Origin of the sequence: Agarilytica rhodophyticola (genome assembly GCF_002157225.2) — a bacterium.
In the GTDB taxonomy this organism is placed as follows: Bacteria; Pseudomonadota; Gammaproteobacteria; order Pseudomonadales; family Cellvibrionaceae; genus Agarilytica; species Agarilytica rhodophyticola.
This window is the reverse complement of the sequence record NZ_CP020038.1, coordinates 3,926,055-3,945,225: the sequence shown is the minus strand read 5'-3', so window position 1 is coordinate 3,945,225 and position 19,171 is coordinate 3,926,055. Positions and strand designations below refer to the sequence as shown.

General features: G+C 41.5%; 20 protein-coding genes and 2 pseudogenes. 16 read left to right on the top strand and 6 right to left on the bottom strand.

The features are described from left to right. Positions 1-8 precede the first annotated feature (8 nt). The 5 genes and pseudogenes from BVC89_RS16525 to BVC89_RS30730 all read left to right on the top strand — a co-directional run. Positions 9-605 (top strand): hypothetical protein, encoded by a 597-nt coding sequence (locus BVC89_RS16525; RefSeq protein WP_086932252.1) that lies wholly within the window; start codon positions 9-11, stop codon positions 603-605. Positions 606-683: 78 nt separating this feature from the next. Then, positions 684-1,226 carry a hypothetical protein gene (locus BVC89_RS16520; RefSeq protein WP_086932251.1) on the top strand — a complete coding sequence of 181 codons (543 nt, stop codon included), beginning with the start codon at positions 684-686 and terminating at the stop codon, positions 1,224-1,226. Between the two features lie 103 nt (positions 1,227-1,329). After that, positions 1,330-1,965 carry a LysE family translocator gene (locus tag BVC89_RS16515; RefSeq protein ID WP_086932250.1) on the top strand — a complete coding sequence of 212 codons (636 nt, stop codon included), beginning with the start codon at positions 1,330-1,332 and terminating at the stop codon, positions 1,963-1,965. 8 nt (positions 1,966-1,973) lie between these two features. Next, positions 1,974-2,279: a hypothetical protein gene (locus BVC89_RS16510; protein ID WP_086932249.1), complete on the top strand. Its 306-nt coding sequence runs from the start codon at positions 1,974-1,976 to the stop codon at positions 2,277-2,279. Further along, positions 2,272-2,352, top strand: a pseudogene (locus BVC89_RS30730) (hypothetical protein); the annotation flags it as partial. The gene BVC89_RS16510 and the pseudogene BVC89_RS30730, both read left to right, overlap by 8 nt. Here BVC89_RS30730 and BVC89_RS16505 read toward each other — a convergent pair. Both BVC89_RS16505 and BVC89_RS16500 read right to left on the bottom strand, forming a co-directional pair. Then, positions 2,331-3,053, bottom strand: a pseudogene (locus tag BVC89_RS16505) (UDP-2,3-diacylglucosamine diphosphatase); the annotation flags it as partial. The pseudogenes BVC89_RS30730 and BVC89_RS16505 overlap by 22 nt on opposite strands. A 25-nt stretch (positions 3,054-3,078) precedes the next feature. Then, on the bottom strand, positions 3,079-3,570 hold the full coding sequence (locus BVC89_RS16500) for a peptidylprolyl isomerase (protein ID WP_086932247.1): 492 nt from the start codon (positions 3,568-3,570) through the stop codon (positions 3,079-3,081). Positions 3,571-3,931: 361 nt separating this feature from the next. Here BVC89_RS16500 and BVC89_RS16495 point away from each other — a divergent pair, with 361 nt between their 5' ends. The 6 genes from BVC89_RS16495 (at position 3,932) to BVC89_RS16470 (ending at position 10,206) form a co-directional block, all read left to right on the top strand. After that, a complete protein-coding gene (locus BVC89_RS16495; RefSeq protein WP_086932246.1) occupies positions 3,932-5,605 on the top strand; it encodes a glutamine--tRNA ligase/YqeY domain fusion protein in 1,674 nt (557 codons plus the stop codon). Between the two features lie 99 nt (positions 5,606-5,704). Further along, the gene (gene cysS / locus BVC89_RS16490; protein ID WP_086932245.1) at positions 5,705-7,075 is read left to right on the top strand and encodes a cysteine--tRNA ligase; all 1,371 of its coding nucleotides are present in this window, start codon (positions 5,705-5,707) and stop codon (positions 7,073-7,075) included. Between the two features lie 119 nt (positions 7,076-7,194). Beyond that, positions 7,195-7,734: a J domain-containing protein gene (locus BVC89_RS16485; protein ID WP_216824995.1), complete on the top strand. Its 540-nt coding sequence runs from the start codon at positions 7,195-7,197 to the stop codon at positions 7,732-7,734. Between the two features lie 192 nt (positions 7,735-7,926). Then, complete coding sequence (locus BVC89_RS16480) at positions 7,927-8,136, top strand: cold-shock protein (RefSeq protein WP_086932244.1); 210 nt, start codon at positions 7,927-7,929, stop codon at positions 8,134-8,136. A gap of 310 nt (positions 8,137-8,446) precedes the next feature. Further along, positions 8,447-9,265, top strand: a complete 819-nt coding sequence (djlA, locus tag BVC89_RS16475; protein ID WP_086932243.1) for a co-chaperone DjlA — start codon at positions 8,447-8,449, stop codon at positions 9,263-9,265. 5 nt (positions 9,266-9,270) lie between these two features. Beyond that, a complete protein-coding gene (locus BVC89_RS16470) occupies positions 9,271-10,206 on the top strand; it encodes a S1/P1 nuclease (RefSeq protein ID WP_158657990.1) in 936 nt (311 codons plus the stop codon). 81 nt (positions 10,207-10,287) lie between these two features. Here BVC89_RS16470 and BVC89_RS16465 read toward each other — a convergent pair whose 3' ends face one another. The 3 genes from BVC89_RS16465 to BVC89_RS16455 form a co-directional block, all read right to left on the bottom strand. Then, the gene (locus BVC89_RS16465) at positions 10,288-10,665 is read right to left on the bottom strand and encodes a YbaN family protein (protein WP_086932241.1); all 378 of its coding nucleotides are present in this window, start codon (positions 10,663-10,665) and stop codon (positions 10,288-10,290) included. Between the two features lie 249 nt (positions 10,666-10,914). Then, complete coding sequence (locus BVC89_RS16460; RefSeq protein WP_086932240.1) at positions 10,915-11,124, bottom strand: cold-shock protein; 210 nt, start codon at positions 11,122-11,124, stop codon at positions 10,915-10,917. A 222-nt stretch (positions 11,125-11,346) separates the two neighbouring features. After that, positions 11,347-11,883 (bottom strand): DUF3806 domain-containing protein, encoded by a 537-nt coding sequence (locus BVC89_RS16455; protein ID WP_086932239.1) that lies wholly within the window; start codon positions 11,881-11,883, stop codon positions 11,347-11,349. Positions 11,884-12,170: 287 nt separating this feature from the next. Here BVC89_RS16455 and BVC89_RS16450 point away from each other — a divergent pair, with 287 nt between their 5' ends. Further along, entirely contained in the window at positions 12,171-12,962 is a 792-nt protein-coding gene (locus BVC89_RS16450) for a TatD family hydrolase (RefSeq protein WP_158657989.1), read from the top strand. Positions 12,963-13,000: 38 nt separating this feature from the next. Here BVC89_RS16450 and BVC89_RS16445 read toward each other — a convergent pair whose 3' ends face one another. After that, positions 13,001-14,635 (bottom strand): long-chain fatty acid--CoA ligase, encoded by a 1,635-nt coding sequence (locus tag BVC89_RS16445; protein ID WP_245929113.1) that lies wholly within the window; start codon positions 14,633-14,635, stop codon positions 13,001-13,003. A 563-nt stretch (positions 14,636-15,198) separates the two neighbouring features. Here BVC89_RS16445 and BVC89_RS16440 point away from each other — a divergent pair. The 4 genes from BVC89_RS16440 to BVC89_RS16425 all read left to right on the top strand — a co-directional run bounded on the left by BVC89_RS16440 (position 15,199) and on the right by BVC89_RS16425 (position 19,168). After that, entirely contained in the window at positions 15,199-16,095 is an 897-nt protein-coding gene (locus tag BVC89_RS16440; RefSeq protein WP_086932237.1) for an AsmA family protein, read from the top strand. A gap of 66 nt (positions 16,096-16,161) precedes the next feature. Further along, on the top strand, positions 16,162-16,854 hold the full coding sequence (locus BVC89_RS16435; protein ID WP_086932236.1) for a TIGR01621 family pseudouridine synthase: 693 nt from the start codon (positions 16,162-16,164) through the stop codon (positions 16,852-16,854). A gap of 26 nt (positions 16,855-16,880) precedes the next feature. After that, positions 16,881-18,419, top strand: coding sequence for an alpha/beta hydrolase (locus BVC89_RS16430; protein WP_103654278.1), 1,539 nt, complete (start codon positions 16,881-16,883; stop codon positions 18,417-18,419). Next, entirely contained in the window at positions 18,410-19,168 is a 759-nt protein-coding gene (locus BVC89_RS16425) for a polyamine aminopropyltransferase (protein ID WP_086932234.1), read from the top strand. The genes BVC89_RS16430 and BVC89_RS16425 overlap by 10 nt, the downstream gene beginning before the upstream one ends. The last annotated feature ends 3 nt before the right edge of the window (positions 19,169-19,171 follow it).

The following is a 19,171-nucleotide window of genomic DNA, read 5'->3' as shown; positions in this document are numbered from 1 at the left end:
TGTTAGCTATGAATGATTTCACTAGCCTGAAAAAAATGCTTCAACAATGGGGTGAATTAAAACCTCAAGATTCAGAAGACTGGCAAGGTGATTTTCCATTGCCAGATGTATTGGTATCTTTTTATCAAGAAGTAGGCCCTTGGGGGCCAACATATGCGGAAAAAATAGGGCCGATAGGTCTCGAAATAGAAAGTTTTCGCGAGCCTATTTCGATACCGCCGTTATTTAAATTGTGGGAGCTACAAAGTGGCTATCGCTGGCATGGCAATACCGGTGAAAGGCTTAATGATTGGAAGGATACATGGATAGTAGTCGCTGAATGTTGTGGTGACCCTTTTGTTCTTGATGTATCCTCTGGCGAAATGCTATTCGGTTTTCATGGAGCGGGGAAATGGGATCTTGCGTCTATTGCAGCTGATATCAACACCGCCTTCGGCGCACTATCTGTGATTGGTTCAACACTGCTCAATGCCGGTGAAGAGGGTTATGATGATGAAATGTGTGACTATACTGAGGATACTAAAAAGAAAGTCATCGAAGCACTGAGCACTTTCTTGAATAGTGAGAATGAAGCCAGCGAGCTGCTAGCGGTTTTTGAATGGTAATAGCACCTATTAACAGACCTATTAACAGGTTCTAGTTATAGGGTTTTATTATTGTCAGTGAATAATGGAGTAAATACAGTGGCCGATAGAATATTTTTTAAAGGCAACCCCTGGCCGGAAGGCCATCCCATCATAGAGTTTGAATGGTTGGCGAAAGAAAAAAACGGTGAGGTTTGGTTTGATCTGCATTTAAAAACTGACGACTACTATGCAGAGCGAGATATCGAAGATGACGATGAAGAAGAGCCGCCATCTAGTTGGGAGTCTGCTTTAGTGTGGGGAAACTTTCATGCTTGCACGCTATCCAGTAACTACTGGGATGAAGGTGGTTTTAAGGTTTGCGATGTCGAACAATATACACCTGAATTTATTGATGGCTTGGAACTTGAAATAGATCCAGACCCCGATGCTATTGAAGATTGGGATGACATGATCTTCCATATTTATCTCTTAGGTCATGATGCGGTAGCAAAACATAAGATAAAGTTTGAAAGAATAGGGGATAGCGATATATTTAACATTACCTGGAGTGGGAAAATCGCGTTAGCTTATCAGGGAGATTATGACTTTAAGCATGATTTTTCTACCACCATGACCAACGTTAAGTTTCCTGCTCTATAGCAACACCTTCCCCATAGGTCTTTAGGTGGCAACTAAAGAAACCAATAGTTAAAAGGGAGGGTGTGGTGTTAAAGTAAGCAGACAAGATTATAGGAGCTTATAGATGGATATTATCCATATCATGACATTTGTAACAGTAGCGTTACTGTTGGTGGTATCGCCGGGGCCTAACGGTTTGCTTATCGCTAAAACTGTACCCACTTCAGGTAAAAATGCTGGTCTTGCTAACGTGCTGGGTTTTATTAGCGCGTTTTATTTACATGGTGCTTTATCTATCCTGGGGATTTCCATTATTTTAACGAAGTCGGCAGAGCTATTTTTTCTAGTGAAATTGCTTGGGGCATTATATTTAATATGGATTGGTCTGAAAGCTCTAAGGAGTGCTATCGGCAATGATGACAATAATTTTGTTGTGCAATCAAGGCAAGAAAAAAGAACCTTACTAAAAGCTTATTTAGAAGGTTTTCTTACTAATGCATTAAACCCCAAAGTCTCCATGTTTTATCTGGCAGCGTTTCCTCAGTTTATCCCTTTAGGTGAAAGTACGACCTTGAGTGCTTTTATATTAGTATCTATTCATGCCTTGATGAACGCTATATGGTTTACCGGCATGGTATTAATTTTGTCGCGAATGAAAGCGATGGCAAATAATAGGTTTGTTCAGAAAGCCATTAAAGCTGTAACAGGTGTTATCTTCGTTGCCTTTGGTGGAAAATTAATGACATTGCAGGTGGATTAGATCGCACTATGAATTCGCCAGAAGCACTTGTTGTCCTAATCAATCTCGTTGTCATAGGGTTGGCTTACTTTATTGTATATCCTAAATTCTGCGGTGCTGATATCAATAAAATTGCCATCAATGATCTTATGGCATCTGCCGTGGTACTGTTTATAACAGGTACTTTATATCTTGGCAGTAATTATGAATTTACAATGCTATTTTTTACCATAAATTGGTTTTGGTTTGCGCTTATAAGCTATGCTTTAATAGAACTACCCTTTATGTTTTGGTATTTTAAAAAACATAACGTATTGTCGTCTTTAAATGAGTAGTCCTAAAAGGATGGCGTATAGAATCTATGCCGTGGCCGTGATGGGAAAACGAACCAGCTCTTGTCCTTGTGGATCAGCTCTTAAATACCAACCAAATTCCTCCCAGTCTCCTAAAACGATACGTTCGTGCTGAACATTGTCTAGCTCTAGCTGGTGTTTTTTTGGCCGGTGTGTATGGCCGTGGATCATTTTCTTAATATGGTGGTTTTTGAATGTCTCAGCAACTGTGCTGGTGGTGACATCCATAATTTCACTGACTTTATTGTTATTCGCTTTGCGACTACGGAAGCGGATATAGGCGGCAATTAATCGTCTAACCCAAAGGGGATAAGATAAAATATTCTCTTGCCATTCATCGCTGCGCACCTTTTTGCGATAGGCTTGGTAGGCTATATCTTCCGAGCACAGGGTATCGCCGTGTAGCAAGAGCACCTTTTCACCATAGAGGTCAATTAAGGTATATTCATCAAGCAAGGCGAGATTGGCTTCTCGAGCGAATTGTTCGCCAATTAAAAAATCGCGGTTGCCATGTAAGAAATATACTTTTACACCGCGTTCGGCAGTTTCTTTTATACAGCGTTTAATATCTCGAATAAACTTAGGGTTGTTATCATCACCAAACCAAGAATCGAAGAGATCCCCAAGGATATAAATCGCGCCAGCATCCTTTGCCGTATCTGTAAGGAAGTTTTTAAAAGCCTCCGCAATCAAAGGGCGAGAGGCTTCTAAGTGTAGGTCGGATATAAAATATACCGGTGAGGAATCAGCCGACATAATAAAGCAAGAAGTCCTTGGCTAACTATTCGACGGTAACGGATTTGATTAGTACAGAATCTACTGGTACATCTTGGTGGCCATTAGAACTGCCAGTTTCTACCGCTTTTATTTTGTTAACTGCTTCCATTCCTTCTACCACTTTACCAAAGACACAGTATCCCCAGCCTTGAGAATCTTTACTGCGATGGTTAAGAAAATCATTATCTTTTACATTGATGAAGAACTGGGCGCTGGCGCTGTGAGGGTCCATTGTGCGTGCCATAGCGAGGGTGCCGACATCGTTCTTGAGACCATTATCTGCTTCGTTATCAATAGGAGCACGTGTTTCTTTTTGTTCCATGTTTTCATCGAATCCACCGCCTTGGATCATAAAACCATCAATCACTCGGTGAAAAATTGTATCGTTATAAAAACCATCTTCAGCGTACTGCTTGAAGTTTGCCGCCGTCTTAGGCGCCTTATCAAAATCGAGTTCTACTTTAATATCACCGAAATTCGTGTGCAAAGTGATCATTTAAAAACCTTTTCCGCAATTTATTGTGGGAATGTGTCTGAATCATGCCTGTGCAGACCCCGCGAGGCGGCTATAATACGCCCTTTGAAAGGATTTCGAAACACAAGATAAATCCCTATTGGGGTTTTGATGTGTATTCGCGCGTATTACATTATGATAACGCCCCCGGTGGAGCTATTAACTTGGTGTTAATCAGCTTTACATTATAGAGCGTAAAGATACCTCTTAGGGGAGAAAGAAGAGAAAAAAAGACGTATAACCTTGAATATTAAGTCAGCAGAAGTATTTAATACTCTGTTGTTCACTAATTTTTTGATAGAAGCCCTTATAACAAGGGAAATGAGTAGGAACCCGTGTATTTATGAATACGGAAGAGAAAACCTTAAATTTCTTAGAACACATTATTAAAGATGATATCGAATCTGGCAAAGTGACGCAGTTAGCTACGCGTTTCCCCCCAGAGCCTAATGGCTATTTACATATTGGTCACGCTAAGTCTATATGTTTGAATTTTGGTTTGGCCGAGACCTTCCAGGGCACGTGTAATCTTCGTTTTGATGATACCAATCCTACTAAAGAAGAAGTTGAGTACGTCGAGGCGATTAAGCGTGATGTCAGCTGGTTAGGATATAACTGGGATGGTGAGGTTAAATATGCCTCCAGCTACTTCGACACTCTCTACGATTGGGCGCAGTACCTTATTAAGCAAGGTAAGGCTTATGTCTGTGATTTAACACCAGAGCAAGCGCGGGAATATCGTGGAACATTGAAACAGGGAGGTAAAAACTCGCCTTATCGCGATCGCAGTGTAGAAGAAAATTTAAGTCTGCTGGAAGGGATGAAGGCAGGCGATTTTGATGAAGGCAGCCGAGTTTTGCGAGCTAAAATTGATATGTCTCACGGCAATATCAATATGCGTGACCCAATTTTATATCGCATTCGTAAGCAACAACATCATCAAACTGGAGACAAGTGGTGTATTTACCCCACTTATGATTTTGCTCACGGGCAAGAAGATGCAATTGAAGGCATTACCCATTCTATATGCACTTTAGAATTTGCCGATCACCGTCCTTTGTATGAGTGGTTTATTGAGCATTTGCCTGTACCAACTAGGCCACAGCAATATGAATTTGGACGTTTAAATCTTAACTACACCGTGACCTCAAAGCGTAAGCTTAAGCGTCTGGTGGATGAGAATTTTGTCGATGGGTGGGACGACCCGCGTATGCCTACTATTGCAGGCTATCGACGTCGTGGTTACAGCCCTGCATCAATCCGTAAATTTTGCGAGATGATTGGCGTTACTAAATCTGATGGGGTAGTGGATGTGGCAATGTTGGAACATGCCATTCGTGATGATCTCGATAAAAATGCGCCAAGAGCTATGTGTGTGTTGCGTCCTTTAAAGGTGGTATTGACCAACTATCCGGAACAAAAGCGTGAACAACTGACAGCTCCAGGTCATCCCAATCGCGATGATTTAGCCAGCCGAGAGCTATCTTTTAGCCGCGAAGTGTTTATCGATCAGGAAGACTTTCGTGAAGAAGCCAATAAAAAGTTTAAACGCCTGGTGATTGGTAAACGCGTTCGCTTAAGAAATGCCTACGTAATTGAGGCCGATGAAGCCATCAAAGATGACAACGGTAATATTGTTGAGGTACGGGCGCATATTATTGAAAACACATTAGGTAAAGATCCAGAAGATGGGATTAAGCCTAAAGGTGTTATCCAGTGGGTGGATGCTGCTGATCATGCTGAGTTTGAGGTGCGTTTATACGATCGTCTCTTTACCTCAGAAGCGCCAGATAGCGAGGAGGGAGATTTTGTCGAGCACATTAACCCAGACAGCTTACAAGTGTTAGATAGGTGTCTTGGAGAGAAGGGTTTGCTAGAAGCCGCTCCTGGGCAAAGTTATCAATTTGAGCGTGAAGGTTATTTTTGTCGCGACAGTTCCAGTGCCAACCAAGAGCGTTTAGTGTTTAACCGCACGATTGGTTTGCGCGATAGCTGGGCCAAAATGAATCAAAAATGATATCAGCTACACGTCATGATCTAAGCCTAAAGCTAAATAACGCGTAAAAAGTCATAAAATAAATCAGTAGATAAATACATAAATACATAAAGAGAAACAATGGACTTAACTGTATATAACACCGCGACACGCAAAAAAGAAACGTTTACGCCTATCGATAATGAGTGTGTGAAAATGTATGTGTGTGGGCCCACCGTCTACAACTTTGTGCATATTGGCAATGCTCGTCCTGTGGTTGTCTTTGATACTTTGTTTCGCTTATTAAAAGTGCTGTATCCAAAGGTAGTGTATGCCCGCAACATTACCGATATCGACGATAAAATTATGAAAGCGGCAGCGGATAACGGTGTTGCTATAGCGGATATCTCAAAAAAATATACCGCTCACTATGATAAAGATATGGCGCAGCTGAATAACCTGCGTCCAAGCATCGTGCCTTATGCTACTGAGCATGTAGGCGAGATGATTGCTATGGTAGAAACATTAATTCAATTGCAGCACGCCTATGTCAGTGATGGGCATGTGCTTTTTGATGTCACATCAATGGAAGATTACGGTGCGCTTTCCAATCGCTCTTTAGAAGATATGCTTGAAGGTGCGCGTGTGGAAGTGGCGTCTTATAAACAGCATGCTGGCGACTTTGTTTTGTGGAAGCCTTCTGCCGATAGTGAGCCCGGCTGGGATAGCCCGTGGGGAAGAGGGCGGCCAGGTTGGCATTTGGAGTGTTCGGCAATGATTGAAAAACATTTGGGGACAACCATTGATATCCACGGTGGTGGCCGCGATCTTATTTTCCCTCATCACGAAAACGAACGCGCCCAAAGTCAATGTGCCCACGGCGGTGAGCTGTATGTGAAATATTGGATGCACAACGGCTTTATCAATATCGATGGCGAAAAAATGTCTAAGTCTCTCGGTAACTTTAAGACAGTTCGCGATCTACTTGAGGTATACCATGGCGAGACTATACGTTTTGCTTTGCTGACAGGCCACTACCGATCTGAGTTGGATTTTTCTGCGCAGCTATTGGAGCAGGCCAAATCCAGCCTGGACAGCCTTTACGGCGCGCTGAAGAATTCGGTTGTAGAAGCTGTTGACTATGATCTAGAACAACTCAAACAAAGCGAGGGCTTCAAGGCTCTGCTCGATGATTTATCCACACCTCGCGTCGTCAGTGAGTTGCATCGCTTGGCTGGAGAGTTGAATAAACAGCCCGATAATCTGGCGATTAAAAGTGAGTTAATGGCCTTAGCTAACTTGTTAGGTATTTTGCAAGTTGAACCAGATGCTTGGTTTCAGGGTGAGGATAGTGATGACAGTGCAGCAGCGATAGAGGCGCTCATTAAGGAGCGTGATCAAGCCAAGCGAGATAAAAATTATGCTCGAGCGGATGAGATTCGTAGTCAACTTAAAGCAGAGGGTATTTTATTGCTCGATAGCAAAGATGGCACCACTTGGCGCAAAGAATAACGTTTAGGCTTGGTTAAGGAGACGGACGTATCGATAATGCTCTAGCTATAGCTATTACGCGTGCGGCTGACATTGTCGATGCTCTTATCCGCCTGCAAGAGCAAAAAATCTATACGCTGGTGGAAGCGGTAACTGCTGAACATGTGTATGAATGGTCTACAGAGCCTTTGGTTGCTATGTACCAGAAGCTCTTTATCACTCAAGCGGCCGTATGTGAACTGTATTTTAGATACGATTGTGTTGCTGATAAGACGCTCTGGATAACGCCCGTGTCGGTATTACTTGCAGCAGCAAACGATACAACTTTAAAAAATAGCTGTGAAGACAGTGGCGCTAGCGCGACCGATTTATCTTCTGTACAGGAGCAGCGCTATGTCCCTAACTATGCTTTCTATATGGCGTATGACAATTTTTTTTCAGCGACGTCAGATAATGTCAAGCAGCTGTTGGAACAGTTTTGGACTCGTTACCAGCAGGTTATGGATAGACAGCCCGCGCTGGCAGTTTTGGGCTTAGATAGTTCTGCAAGCATGGAAAAGATACGTCAACGCTATCGAGAGTTAGCGGCCTGCTATCACCCAGATAAGGGGGGCGAAGCCGACAAATTTATCGAAATTCGCCGCGCTTATGAGAGTTTAAAATCTCAAGCAAAAATATAACCTAGGCTTTGTGTTTACTTTTGATAAAAATGCTGTACCATCAGCGCTAGCTCAAAAAGTAAAGCATGTTTCAAATTCTTCGTTTTGGTATGTCTCCTCACAGTCACATTTTCGTAGTATTTAAATTTCCGTTTTATTTTCGCTATTCAAGCCTTTTGAAGGTATTATAATATTTAAAATTAGGTAATTATTATGTCTGACAAGACAACTGGTACAGTTAAGTGGTTTAACGAAGCTAAAGGTTTTGGTTTTATCGAACAAGAGTCTGGCCCTGATGTATTTGCGCATTTTAGTGCTATTGTAAGCTCTGGTTTCAAAACCTTGGCTGAAGGTCAAAAAGTTGAATTTAAAGTGACTCAAGGTCAAAAAGGCCCTCAAGCCGAAGAAATTGTTGCACTTTAAGCTGTATTTTTAGGTTGTTTGTTGACGATCATCGTGAACAAATAACCTTGCCCCTGCGTTTATGTAAAAGTGGATCTTTTGGTCAGCTATTTATTTACTTTTCATCGTCTTCTTATACTTGCCTTTCCTGTTTCTTTACTTACCTTTTGGTAAATTATTTAGTTCTTATTACACTTTTGTGATTCCAAGGAATTTAATTGTCGTGTTATCGAGATACTATTTAATTACTCGTATGGCTCTGTCATCATCCGTTGCCTGACAGAAGTAAAAGTTATATGTCTGCATTAGTGAGAGCTCCCTAGGTTTTATTATGTATGTAGGACGAATCCTTGGTGTCGTTGCCGGTCTGCTTGCCTCTGGGCCCTTCGCCGCCGTTGTAGGTTTTTTTCTCGGCTTCTTTATAGACAGAAAAGTCGCATCGAAAAAAAAACAAGACCCATGGCAGCGTGCCAAGGTTGAGCAAGCCTTTTTCCGGGCTATTTTTCCTTTGCTTGGCCGGCTGGCGAAAGCGGATGGCCATATCTCTCAAGAGGAGATAGATAGCACAGAAGCGCTAATGACCCGCATGGGGCTAGATGCGACTGGGCGTAAAGAAGCAATTGTTTTGTTTAAGCGCGGTGCCGAGCCCGATTATGATGCTCTGGCAACGGTAGATAGCTTTATGGCCACTTGTGGTAAATTTAATAATTTGCGACAAATTTTTTTAGTGTACCTTATCACCTTGGCCTACGCAGACAATGTTTTGCATGAGGAAGAAGAAAAGTTGTTATACCAAGTCGCCGATAGGGTGGGGTATTCGCGTTATGCTTTTAATCATCTGTTGGGGATGATTCAAGCTCAGACCCATTTCTTCCACGGTCGTAAACAGCAAAGTGGATTTGACAATAATTTTCAGCGTAAACACAGTGCTATTCGCAGCGAGCTAGAGCTTGCCTACGAAGCATTGGGCGTTAGTGCAGACATTAGCGACCGGGAACTGAAAAAAGCCTATCGTAAATTAATGAGTGAATACCACCCTGATAAACTCACAGGACGTGGCGTACCTGACGATATGGTAAAGCTGGCAACTGAGCGCTCGCAAGAAGTGCAAGCGGCTTACGATATGATTAAGAAACATCGTAAAGGTTGAATAACGTGTTAGTGCCAAAAATCGCCTCCCTTATTTCTCATATTAGCGTCTTTCTCTTGTTTAATTTGGCCTCCAGTGTTGTCTGCACTAGTGTTCATGCTTGGAGTAAGCAAGGACATCGAGCGATGGGGGAAGTTGTGTTACAGCAGCTCGAGCCTGAAGTGCAACAATATTACTTGTCTCTTGCAAAAGTGTTTAATGCTATAAATGGAAGTAAAAATCATCCCCGAGATACCTTTATCAATTTGAGTAGCTGGCCTGATGAGATACGTAAGACTTCTCTCGCTCAGTTATTTAAACAATTCGACACACGTTTACCGCGTGTTTTAGGCTCTTTTGCTAAGGAATCATCTAATCGTTGGCACTACCATAATGCGGTTAGCACTGAAGATGATCAGCGTTGTGCATTTACCAACGGTGGACAGTTGTATGAGGTAATGCCTCTTATTGATCGAGCCCTGAGAAATCCAGAAAGTCCGGCTCAAGAAGTTTTGCTACTCGCCTTCGCAATGCACTTCATGCAAGATATTCATCAGCCTCTGCATACATTTACCCGCTTAAATACAGCTTGCAAGTCAGATTTGGGAGGCAACAGAGTGTGTTTGAGGCCTATTTTTGCTGGAAGATGTCCCATGAGTTTACATTATCTATGGGATAGCGGATTCGGCGTATTTTACGACAAGGATGATCTCTCATCTCTTGCACCTAATATTTTTGACGGACTTGATAATCAAAGTAGTGAACAGCAGAGGTTTAAATTTGTGCCAGCTTCCTGGGGGCGGGAGAGCTTTAAATATTATGCCGATGTTTACCAGTATCGTCGAAAAAACTATGAAGATAATGCAAAAGATATTGTCGAAGAAAGAGTTGGCAAAGCGATATCGCGTCAAGTGCAATATCTCAATCGACATTACAAAATGAGAGTGGGCAAAGACGGATAAGAATGTCAGTAGGCTAGAAGCTTTTTCTATATTCTGTGAGTAGTAGCTCTTTCAATATAGCTAATGGGCTTCTCAATATAGCTAATGGCTTTCTTCTATAGCTAAAGGTAATTTCAATAAGTAGCAACTGACGGATATGCCTATAATAGCTAGCATTACGGCGACCCACCATTTTCCAACAATAAGTGCCGATAGTGTCATGCCTACAGCAATGGCTAAAATTGCGCGATTACGCACGCGTCGAGGTATGCCTTGGCCGGACTGCCACATTTGCACGAGTGGGCCTAACTTAGGATGTTGTATCAACCATGTGTGGAAGCGTTCGGACGAATGTGCAAAACACCAGCTGGCAAGTAGGATAAAGGGTGTTGTCGGAAGAATAGGGAGAAATATGCCCGCGACTCCGAGAATAACACAGGCCCATCCGATAATGATCAGAACAATGCGTTTCAAATTCACATATGACTCGTAAAATAAACTCTATTAATAACGTAGATTATGTCGTGTCTTATATTATAGCCCTTATAAATTGATTATATAAGGCAAGCGAAAACCATTGCTGTTATTACAACAAACTACTATAACAAAGCTTTTTAGCATCGCTTTTTTATTCGTACTCTTTATTTTTTTAAAGGGTGCAAATAGAGTCTATAACAGCCAAGTTACTAGCTATTGGAGCGAGTGATATGGGTTTAGTTGCAGATACAGTTATACAACTTCCACGTTCTCAGCCTGCGGTCCTTTGCGGCCTTCGCCTTCAGTAAAGCTTACTTCCTGTCCCTCTTTTAAGCTTTTAAAGCCACCACCTGAAATATTGCTGAAATGGACAAAAAGATCAGCTCCATCATCACGACTAATAAAACCATAACCTTTGCTATCGTTAAACCATTTAACTTTGCCAGTAAGTTTTTGAGACATAAAAACGGCCTGCAATTTATTTTAAGAATCTTTCTGTCCGATCGAGGAACCCCGACTGTAGATATTGATTCTTTTATATTGATGTTTTCAATGTATTATCGATAATCAAAATCGATAACCCAAAAAGTTATACGATTTAAATTATCAATGTGATTATTTTATGGCGATTAAGCTATGAATTAAAGAGAGTATTTAATTGATGTTGTATATTTTTAAAATTTTTTAGTCGCGTTGAAACGGTAGCTGCGGTAAATATTGTTTTATGGCATCAATACCTTTTTTGTAAACACGATTCACATCCGGTTGGCTACCTACTTCCATTCTGCGAGACAGCATTGTCACAGGAAATATGCAATGTTTAGTGTTATCAATACATACGGCGTGAGACTTTCCCAAGTCGTCTTGATATACCTGCCAGTTGAGTTTTTGGTGTGATTCCACATAAATGTCGCCCAAAACAACGCCAAGAGCTTGAAGTTCCTGGACATCTGTTTTCTCTAGAATATTTTCCCTGATGATACGCTGCAGTAGAGGAATATTCGTCTTACCCTCGCCTAAGTTTTTGCCAAAGTGCTTGCGGGTTAGAGAGTCAACTCGTTGGCGTTGCTTTTCCAAAAATTGCTCGTTGAGAAAGTTTAACGGCCGCACTCGAGGAAAGGCTTCGCCTTCAGGTGTAAAGAGGGTGGCTTTGTTTTGCTGCGCTGTTGTTTGAAAACTGAAAGTGATAAGAAGAATAATAAAACTTAATCGATAAAACATGAAAATGGGCTCAATATATAGGAGGATGAAGTCCTGTTCCCGCAGATGCAGATTTAGGTAAATGGCCCAAAGGCCTATTAACAGATGTTAGTATGCCGTGTTATAGAGCGAAAACACAAGAAATAATAGTTATGGGCATTTTGGCAGTGTCGCATGCTAGGTTTGTTTAGCAGATTTTACCATTCACTTCGTTTTTTATAGTCCTTACTTCATAAAGACCTATATATGCGGTGAAGTCTTACTAGGTAAAGGAAGATAACAATTAATTCGGGCAGGAGAATATGTGTATGAAATTGGTTGATATTGGTGTAAACCTTACGAATAAGCAATTCGCGCATGATCAAACTCAGGTAGTAGACGATGCGATTACTGCCAATGTAAGAAAAATTATTGTCACAGGCACCAGTGAGAAAAGCTCACTCAAAGCACAGCTATTAGCGCAACGCTTTCCCGATGTTGTATGCAGCACAGCGGGCATTCATCCCCATGATGCGAAAGATGCTAGTATTAATTTTACTACAGTACTCGCCGATTTATATACTCATCAAAGCACCGTAGCGATAGGGGAGTGTGGCCTCGACTTCAATCGAGACTTTTCCCCAAGGCCTGTTCAAGAACGAGTGTTTGAACAACAAATCGAATTGGCTGCAGAGCTAAATGCCCCCTTATTTATGCATCAGCGTGATGCACATAAGCGTTTTATTGAAATTGTTAGGCCCTATGCCAATAAAATCAATAAGGCGGTAGTGCATTGTTTTACTGGCTCTGATGATGAACTTGAGGATTATCTCGCATTAGGGTTTTACATAGGTATCACAGGCTGGATTTGTGATGAAAGAAGAGGTATAGATGTGCGGGCACTAACCGAAAAAATCCCATTGGATAGATTAATGATTGAGACAGATGCGCCTTTTCTACTACCCAGGGACTTGCCCAATAAACCTAAAGTTAAGCGCAACGAACCTAAGTATCTGCCTCACATCTTACGTTGTATCGCTAATCAACGTGAAATGGATGAAACCGTGTTGGCGGATCATATCTGGCAAAACAGTGTAGACTTTTTTGATCTGCATATCTGATGTCAAGCATCGAATCTGTGACGTAAAAAAGCCTGTTGTTAACAGGCCTGAATGTAGTAGCTGCTGTATTCTTTTCTGAGGGGTTTTTTGTCAATTTTGCTGGTTGCTGTTAAGGGCATTGAGTCGATAAACACCACGTCATCGGGGACTTGCCATTTAGCGTGTTCTTGCGCGATGTGTTCAAGAATACTCTGTTTATTCGGCGTGCATCCTTCTCTCAATACCACAAGTAGGAGAGGGCGTTCTTCCCATTTTTCGTGCTTAGCTCCAATACATGCAGCTACATTGACATCCGGGTGGCCAACAGCTGTGTTTTCAATATCAATAGATGAAATCCATTCCCCCCCGGACTTGATCAAATCTTTAGAGCGATCGGTAATGTGCATAAAACCGTAGGCATCGATAGTTGCTATATCTCCGGTATCTAGCCACCCTTGTGCATCTAAAGCTGATTCATCTGCTCGATAGTAGCGTTCTATTACCCAAGGCCCTTTAATTAGTAAACGACCAAAGGCTTTACCGTCATGAGGTAGGGTTTGTCCCTCATCATCGACAATTTTGAGGTCGACCCCAAAAGGAGCTCTTCCCTGTTTCAATCGCAAAGCCATCAACTCTTCTGGATCAAGAGATTTCATTGTTGGCGTTGGACGACTAATAGTTCCCAGAGGACTGGTTTCAGTCATTCCCCATGCCTGGATAACATTGACATCATAATCTCGCTCAAACTTTTCAATCATACTGCGAGATACTGCAGAACCACCGATAATGGTTTCATTGAGCGAAGGAATTTTGGTATTACTTTTGTCTAGATAATTGATCAAACCTGTCCAAACTGTTGGCACCGCCGCCGATTTGGTGACACCTTCGGAGTTGATCAGCTCGCTCATACTCTTGCCATCCATATGCGGCCCTGGCATGACGAGTTTGGCGCCGATCATTGGGACACTGTAGGCTAGTCCCCAGCTATTAGCATGGAACATAGGTACCACCATCAACGACACATCGCTTGGTGTCATATTAAACAGGTCAGCACCTGCGGTCACTAAGGCGTGAACGGTATTGGACCGGTGAGAGTAGAGTACCCCTTTGGGATGGCCTGTTGTCCCCGAGGTATAACATAGTGATGAGGCTGTTTCTTCATCGAATTCAGGCCAAGTGAACGCATCAGGTTCCGCTTCTAAAAGCTCTTCATAGCAATAAACAGGAATATCGATAGCTGTGGTATCTGGCATGTGATCCCGGTCTGTTAAAACAATCAAACCTTTAAGGGATGTTAGTTTGTCAATAACATTGGCAAGGACGGGAACGAAAGTAATATCGACGAATATAAAACTATCTTCTGCGTGATTGACGATGTAGTCAATCTGATCGGGAAACAGGCGAGGGTTGAGCGTATGGCAGATGGCACCCATACCGCCGATAGAATACCAGCATTCTAGGTGGCGCCACGTGTTCCATGCCATTGTGCCGATACGATCACCGGCGACAACGCCAAGGGATGTGAGTGCATTCGCGAGCTTTAGCGTCCGCTTGTATAGTTCGGCGTAATTAATGCGATGGATGCCGCCTTCAATGCTATTAGTGACTATCTCTTGCTGATTATGCCAGCGTGACGCGTATTGAAGAATATGAATCAAATTAAATTTGTGTTGCTGCATGTGACCTGGAATCATGTGCACCTACTTATGTTCATTTTATTTTCATTTCATTTTTATCATTTTTATTTCATTTTCGTTTTTTATTTTATGGCTGATTTCATTTTTACACTTTACTTCAATTGATTGTTATCTATTACTTCAGTGAGTGTTGGCAGATTCCAGCAGTTAAGCCCACTATTTGAAGCGCTTATATTAATTTTTATCAGCAGGAAATGTAAAAAATAAGATACCACGTTCTCACCTCAGAATACGTTTTTTTCGGCAATATTATCAAGCGTTATTGTATGAATTATGAGGGCTATTGGTGTTGCGCAAGACGTTCAGCTAGGTACAGTGCCAAGCTGTATCAAAACAGTGCTCGCACTCATCCACGTAACAAAAGTAAAATAATCGTTATGTGGGGGTTTTTGGCACAAATATAGCGGGGTTTATGCTAATCTTCCGGGTCTATGCTATTGGCTAACTAAGACGTAATCGCTGAAATCTGGATTTACCGGTCTCTCGATCTAAATGCACTCTGGATTGAAGGTAGTGATGCGTTTTCGGTGAGTGTTAATCGAACAAAGTGAGGTGGAATCGTGAAAGGAATAAAAATATTTGGGGGGCTGATTGCTCTTCTACTTGTCATTGTGGTCGGTGTGGTCGTATTTGTATTGGGTAACCTCAATCAAATAGTCAAAGAGACCGTAGAAACCGTTGGTCCTGAAGTGACGCAAACCAATGTTTTGTTGGATCAAGTAGATATTGCGCTGACTGAGGGTAAGGGGGAACTGAATGATTTTGTTATCGGTAATCCTCAAGGCTTCTCCTCACCCCACTTACTTAAGTGGGATACTATTCGTCTGCAGATAGATCCAGCGTCTGTCACATCGGATGTGGTTGTGATTAAAGATTTTACTATTGAGGGCGTCGATATTGTCGCTGAGCAAAAGGGCTTGCGCACTAACCTGCAAGCTTTACTTGATAATTTGGATTCGGGTGCATCTTCCCCGAAACAAGAAAAGCCTTCACAGTCGGGTGAAGCTAGAGATGTTCGCTTAATGATGGAGCAAGTACGTTTTGCCGACAATTCAATAAACTTTGTCACAGAGAAGTATGGTTCTTATGCTTTACCTCTGCCTAGTTTTGAGCTTTCAAATATTGGTGATAAGACAACAGGGCTGACACCTGAAGAACTTGGTGTTGCTATTCTCAAGCCGCTTATCAAGCAAGCTAAAAAAGCGGTGGAAGAGCGCATTAAAGGGCTAGCAAAAGAAGAGTTAGAAGCTAAGTTGAAGGAAAAAGAAAAAGAATTAAAAGCGAAAGCAGAAGCCAAAAAAGAAGAGTTAAAAGCAAAGGTTGATGATAAAAAAGATAAACTTAAAGAGAAGCTAGAAGGCAATCAAGACAAATTAAAAGAACAAGAAGATAAACTGAAAGAAAAAGAAGACGAGCTTAAAAATAAACTAAAAGGTTTCGGTCTCAAAGATCGTTAATGTTTACCTATCAGCCATTTCATAACTTGCCAATACAGCAGTTATGAAATGGCGCTACCTTTCTCTATGAATGACAAAATTCAACTATTGTCTGAGCACGATAGTTTTATCGTGGTAAATAAACCTGTTAGTCTCTCTATGCATAACTCTGGGAATGACGAACCGCTAGGGCTTGTCAGTCGTTTGCGATCTCAATTGGATGACGACAAACTTTTTCCTGTGCATCGACTTGATAAAGAGACTTCAGGCCTATTGCTTCTCGCTAAAGGCTCACAAGCTAATCGTAATCTTTCACAGCTATTTTTTAATAAACAGGTAGAGAAATATTATTGGGCGATCAGCAATAGAAAACCAAATAAAAAGCAAGGCGCTATAATCGGTACGATGGCAAAAACCCGCAATGGCAGTTGGAAACTGACGCGCGAAAAAACAAATATCGCGGTTACACAATTTTTCAGCTTTTCTTTAGAACAGGGCATGCGTGGTTTTTTAATCAAACCTCATACCGGGAAAACACATCAAATTCGTGTGGCACTGAAATCTTTGAGTGCTCCTATCACTGGCGATAAGCGCTATGCCGGTGATATGGCAGATAGAATGTATTTACATGCAAGTTATCTGCGGTTCTTTTTTGAAGGTAAAGAATTTTTATTTTCTTGCCAGCCAAATTTTGGGGAATTTTTTTTAAACTCGGCATTCCAAGAGTTGTATCTTCAAAAGTCTAGGCCCTGGGAATTACCCTGGCCTATGCTGAAGTAAATTCTTATACGTCATGAGTTTTTGAGTTGAAAAAAAAACCTATATCTAGTGTCTTTATCGTTTTTCTTCTTTTGATTTCGATAATTCCATTGGCGGTGTTGCAGTTTTCAAGCTCAACAGGATATGAGCAAGATGATTTATCATCGGCCAATCATTTGCGCTCGCGTTATTGTAATTTTCATTACGCATCTAAAAGTACAGTCAAGTGTTACTATTTCTCGACGCCAGATGGTGGCTTTATGTTACCGTTAGCCCTAATTCGCAATAAAACTGATCAACCACTATCCTCAAGGCATTTACTTGTTCACATTGGCGGTGGTCCAGGTCAAGGCAACATGACAAGTGCGACAGAAATTGAATATTGGGTGAAATGGTTGGAAGACTCGGGTGCCGAGTTTGATTTATTGATATTTGATCCAAGAGGTACGGGGCAGGGTAAAGGGGTTTGGAAATGTGAAGCCTTTGATAAAAAAATGAAATATGTGCTTTCTCAACCCCTGCAGGTAGATGAAGAAATGTCGTTATTGAATCGTGAACTTGAACCCTGTTTTGAACAATTGGCAGAGTATGTTCATACTTTACAGAAGGGCAAGAACCAGGTAAATAATGGCTTGAGTGCTTTTTCTACTCAACAGCAGGCAGGTGATGTCAATGCAATGGTTCGGGCTTTAGGCTATCAAAATGCTCATTTGTGGGGTGTTTCTTATGGCACCCGTGTGGCCTTGGCAGCGGCAAAAGATAATAATATCAAGTCTCTCATACTTGATTCTCCTTATCCTTTTGAACGAGGTCTTTTTTCTGATTGGCCTATTTTATATGAGCGTATTTTTCGTTTACACGATAATTTGTTTCAAAAAATTATGCCTGATAGTGAATTCAGCTATCAAGAGCTGTATCAGAAACTAAGTGTTGAATTAAAAAAACATCCAAGAAAATTTAATGTTGTTGATTGGCAGACCAGTGAAGTGATTCCCTTTGTTTTAACAGCAGACCGTTTGTTAGAACTTAGTTTTTCCGTCCTCTATAACGAGCAAATGTATCAGCTGTTTTACCTAGGTTTAGCAACACTTGCATTAGATGGTAATGTGGATCAGAATTTTGATATGGTTATTGAGGATTTTGTAATAAATATTTTTGATGAAGGCTTTAATAGCATGGTGTATTTTGCCACGGAATGCGTTGATAATGCGCCACAAGCGTATAAACAAGTGGAAGATGCTTTGTCCAAAGCGTCTTCACAGGTAGCGGATTATTTTCAGACCTCTTGGCAATACGATGCATGTAAATTGTATGATTTTAAAGCTCAATATCATGTTCAAGATATTCCCTATACAGATAAACCAACATTGATTTTTTCTGGCAGCCATGATCCTATAACGCCTAGTAGTTGGGGGCAGGAATTAGCACAGCATTTTTCTAATGCCAAGCATGTAGTGATAAACAATGCCGGGCACGGTGTTTTGTTCCGCCATAGTTGTGGTGATAATATGATGAATCGATTTATTCATACTAAAAACTTAGCAACGTTTGATATTGCTTGTGAAGAACAACGCTTATGGCAATAGTGTGGCAAAAGCAAACAGCAGATCAACTCTATGAGGTGCGTACAGCCGGTAACAGCGTTCGCCTTTATACCAGCGGTGTTTTTCACAGCCAATGGAATCCTTCTCGGCCCCTAGCTGGACATATCTGGGATTTGCTTTTTTTGCCCGCAATGTTTTACGTTTCTCCCCGGCAGCTTGATAATGCCATAGTATTAGGTGTTGGCGGTGGTACAGTAATTAACTTATTAAACTATTTTATCGCACCTAAAAAAATTCAAGGCGTAGATCTGGACGCTACGCATCTGAGTATCGCAAAGCGATTCTTTTTAGATGATAGTAAAAACGTTACATTGCACAAGGCCAATGCTTGTTCTTATTTCACAAAAATTGATAATCAGTCAGTAGATTTTATTGTTGAAGATTTGTTCTGTGGTGCTCAAAACGATCCGTCTGAAGCAATAAGAGCGGTTCCCATGGATGAACAATGGTTGTCTGCATTGGCTCAGAGTTTAACGTCAGCTGGGATATTGGTTGTAAATTTTGAAGATGCTAAACAACTGAGGCAGGCATTTAGTAAGAAGACTATCGTCGCCAGCGGTTTCGAGTCTGTCTATCGACTAACAACACCGCAATATGAAAATGCTATTGGTGTCTGCTTAAAAAAGCACTGTGATAAAAAAGTATTTAATCAAAATCTTGAACGTTTTATCTTATCTCGCCCTAAAACTAAAAGGTCAGACTTAAAGTTCGCCTTGACTCGGGTTGTCTAGAGT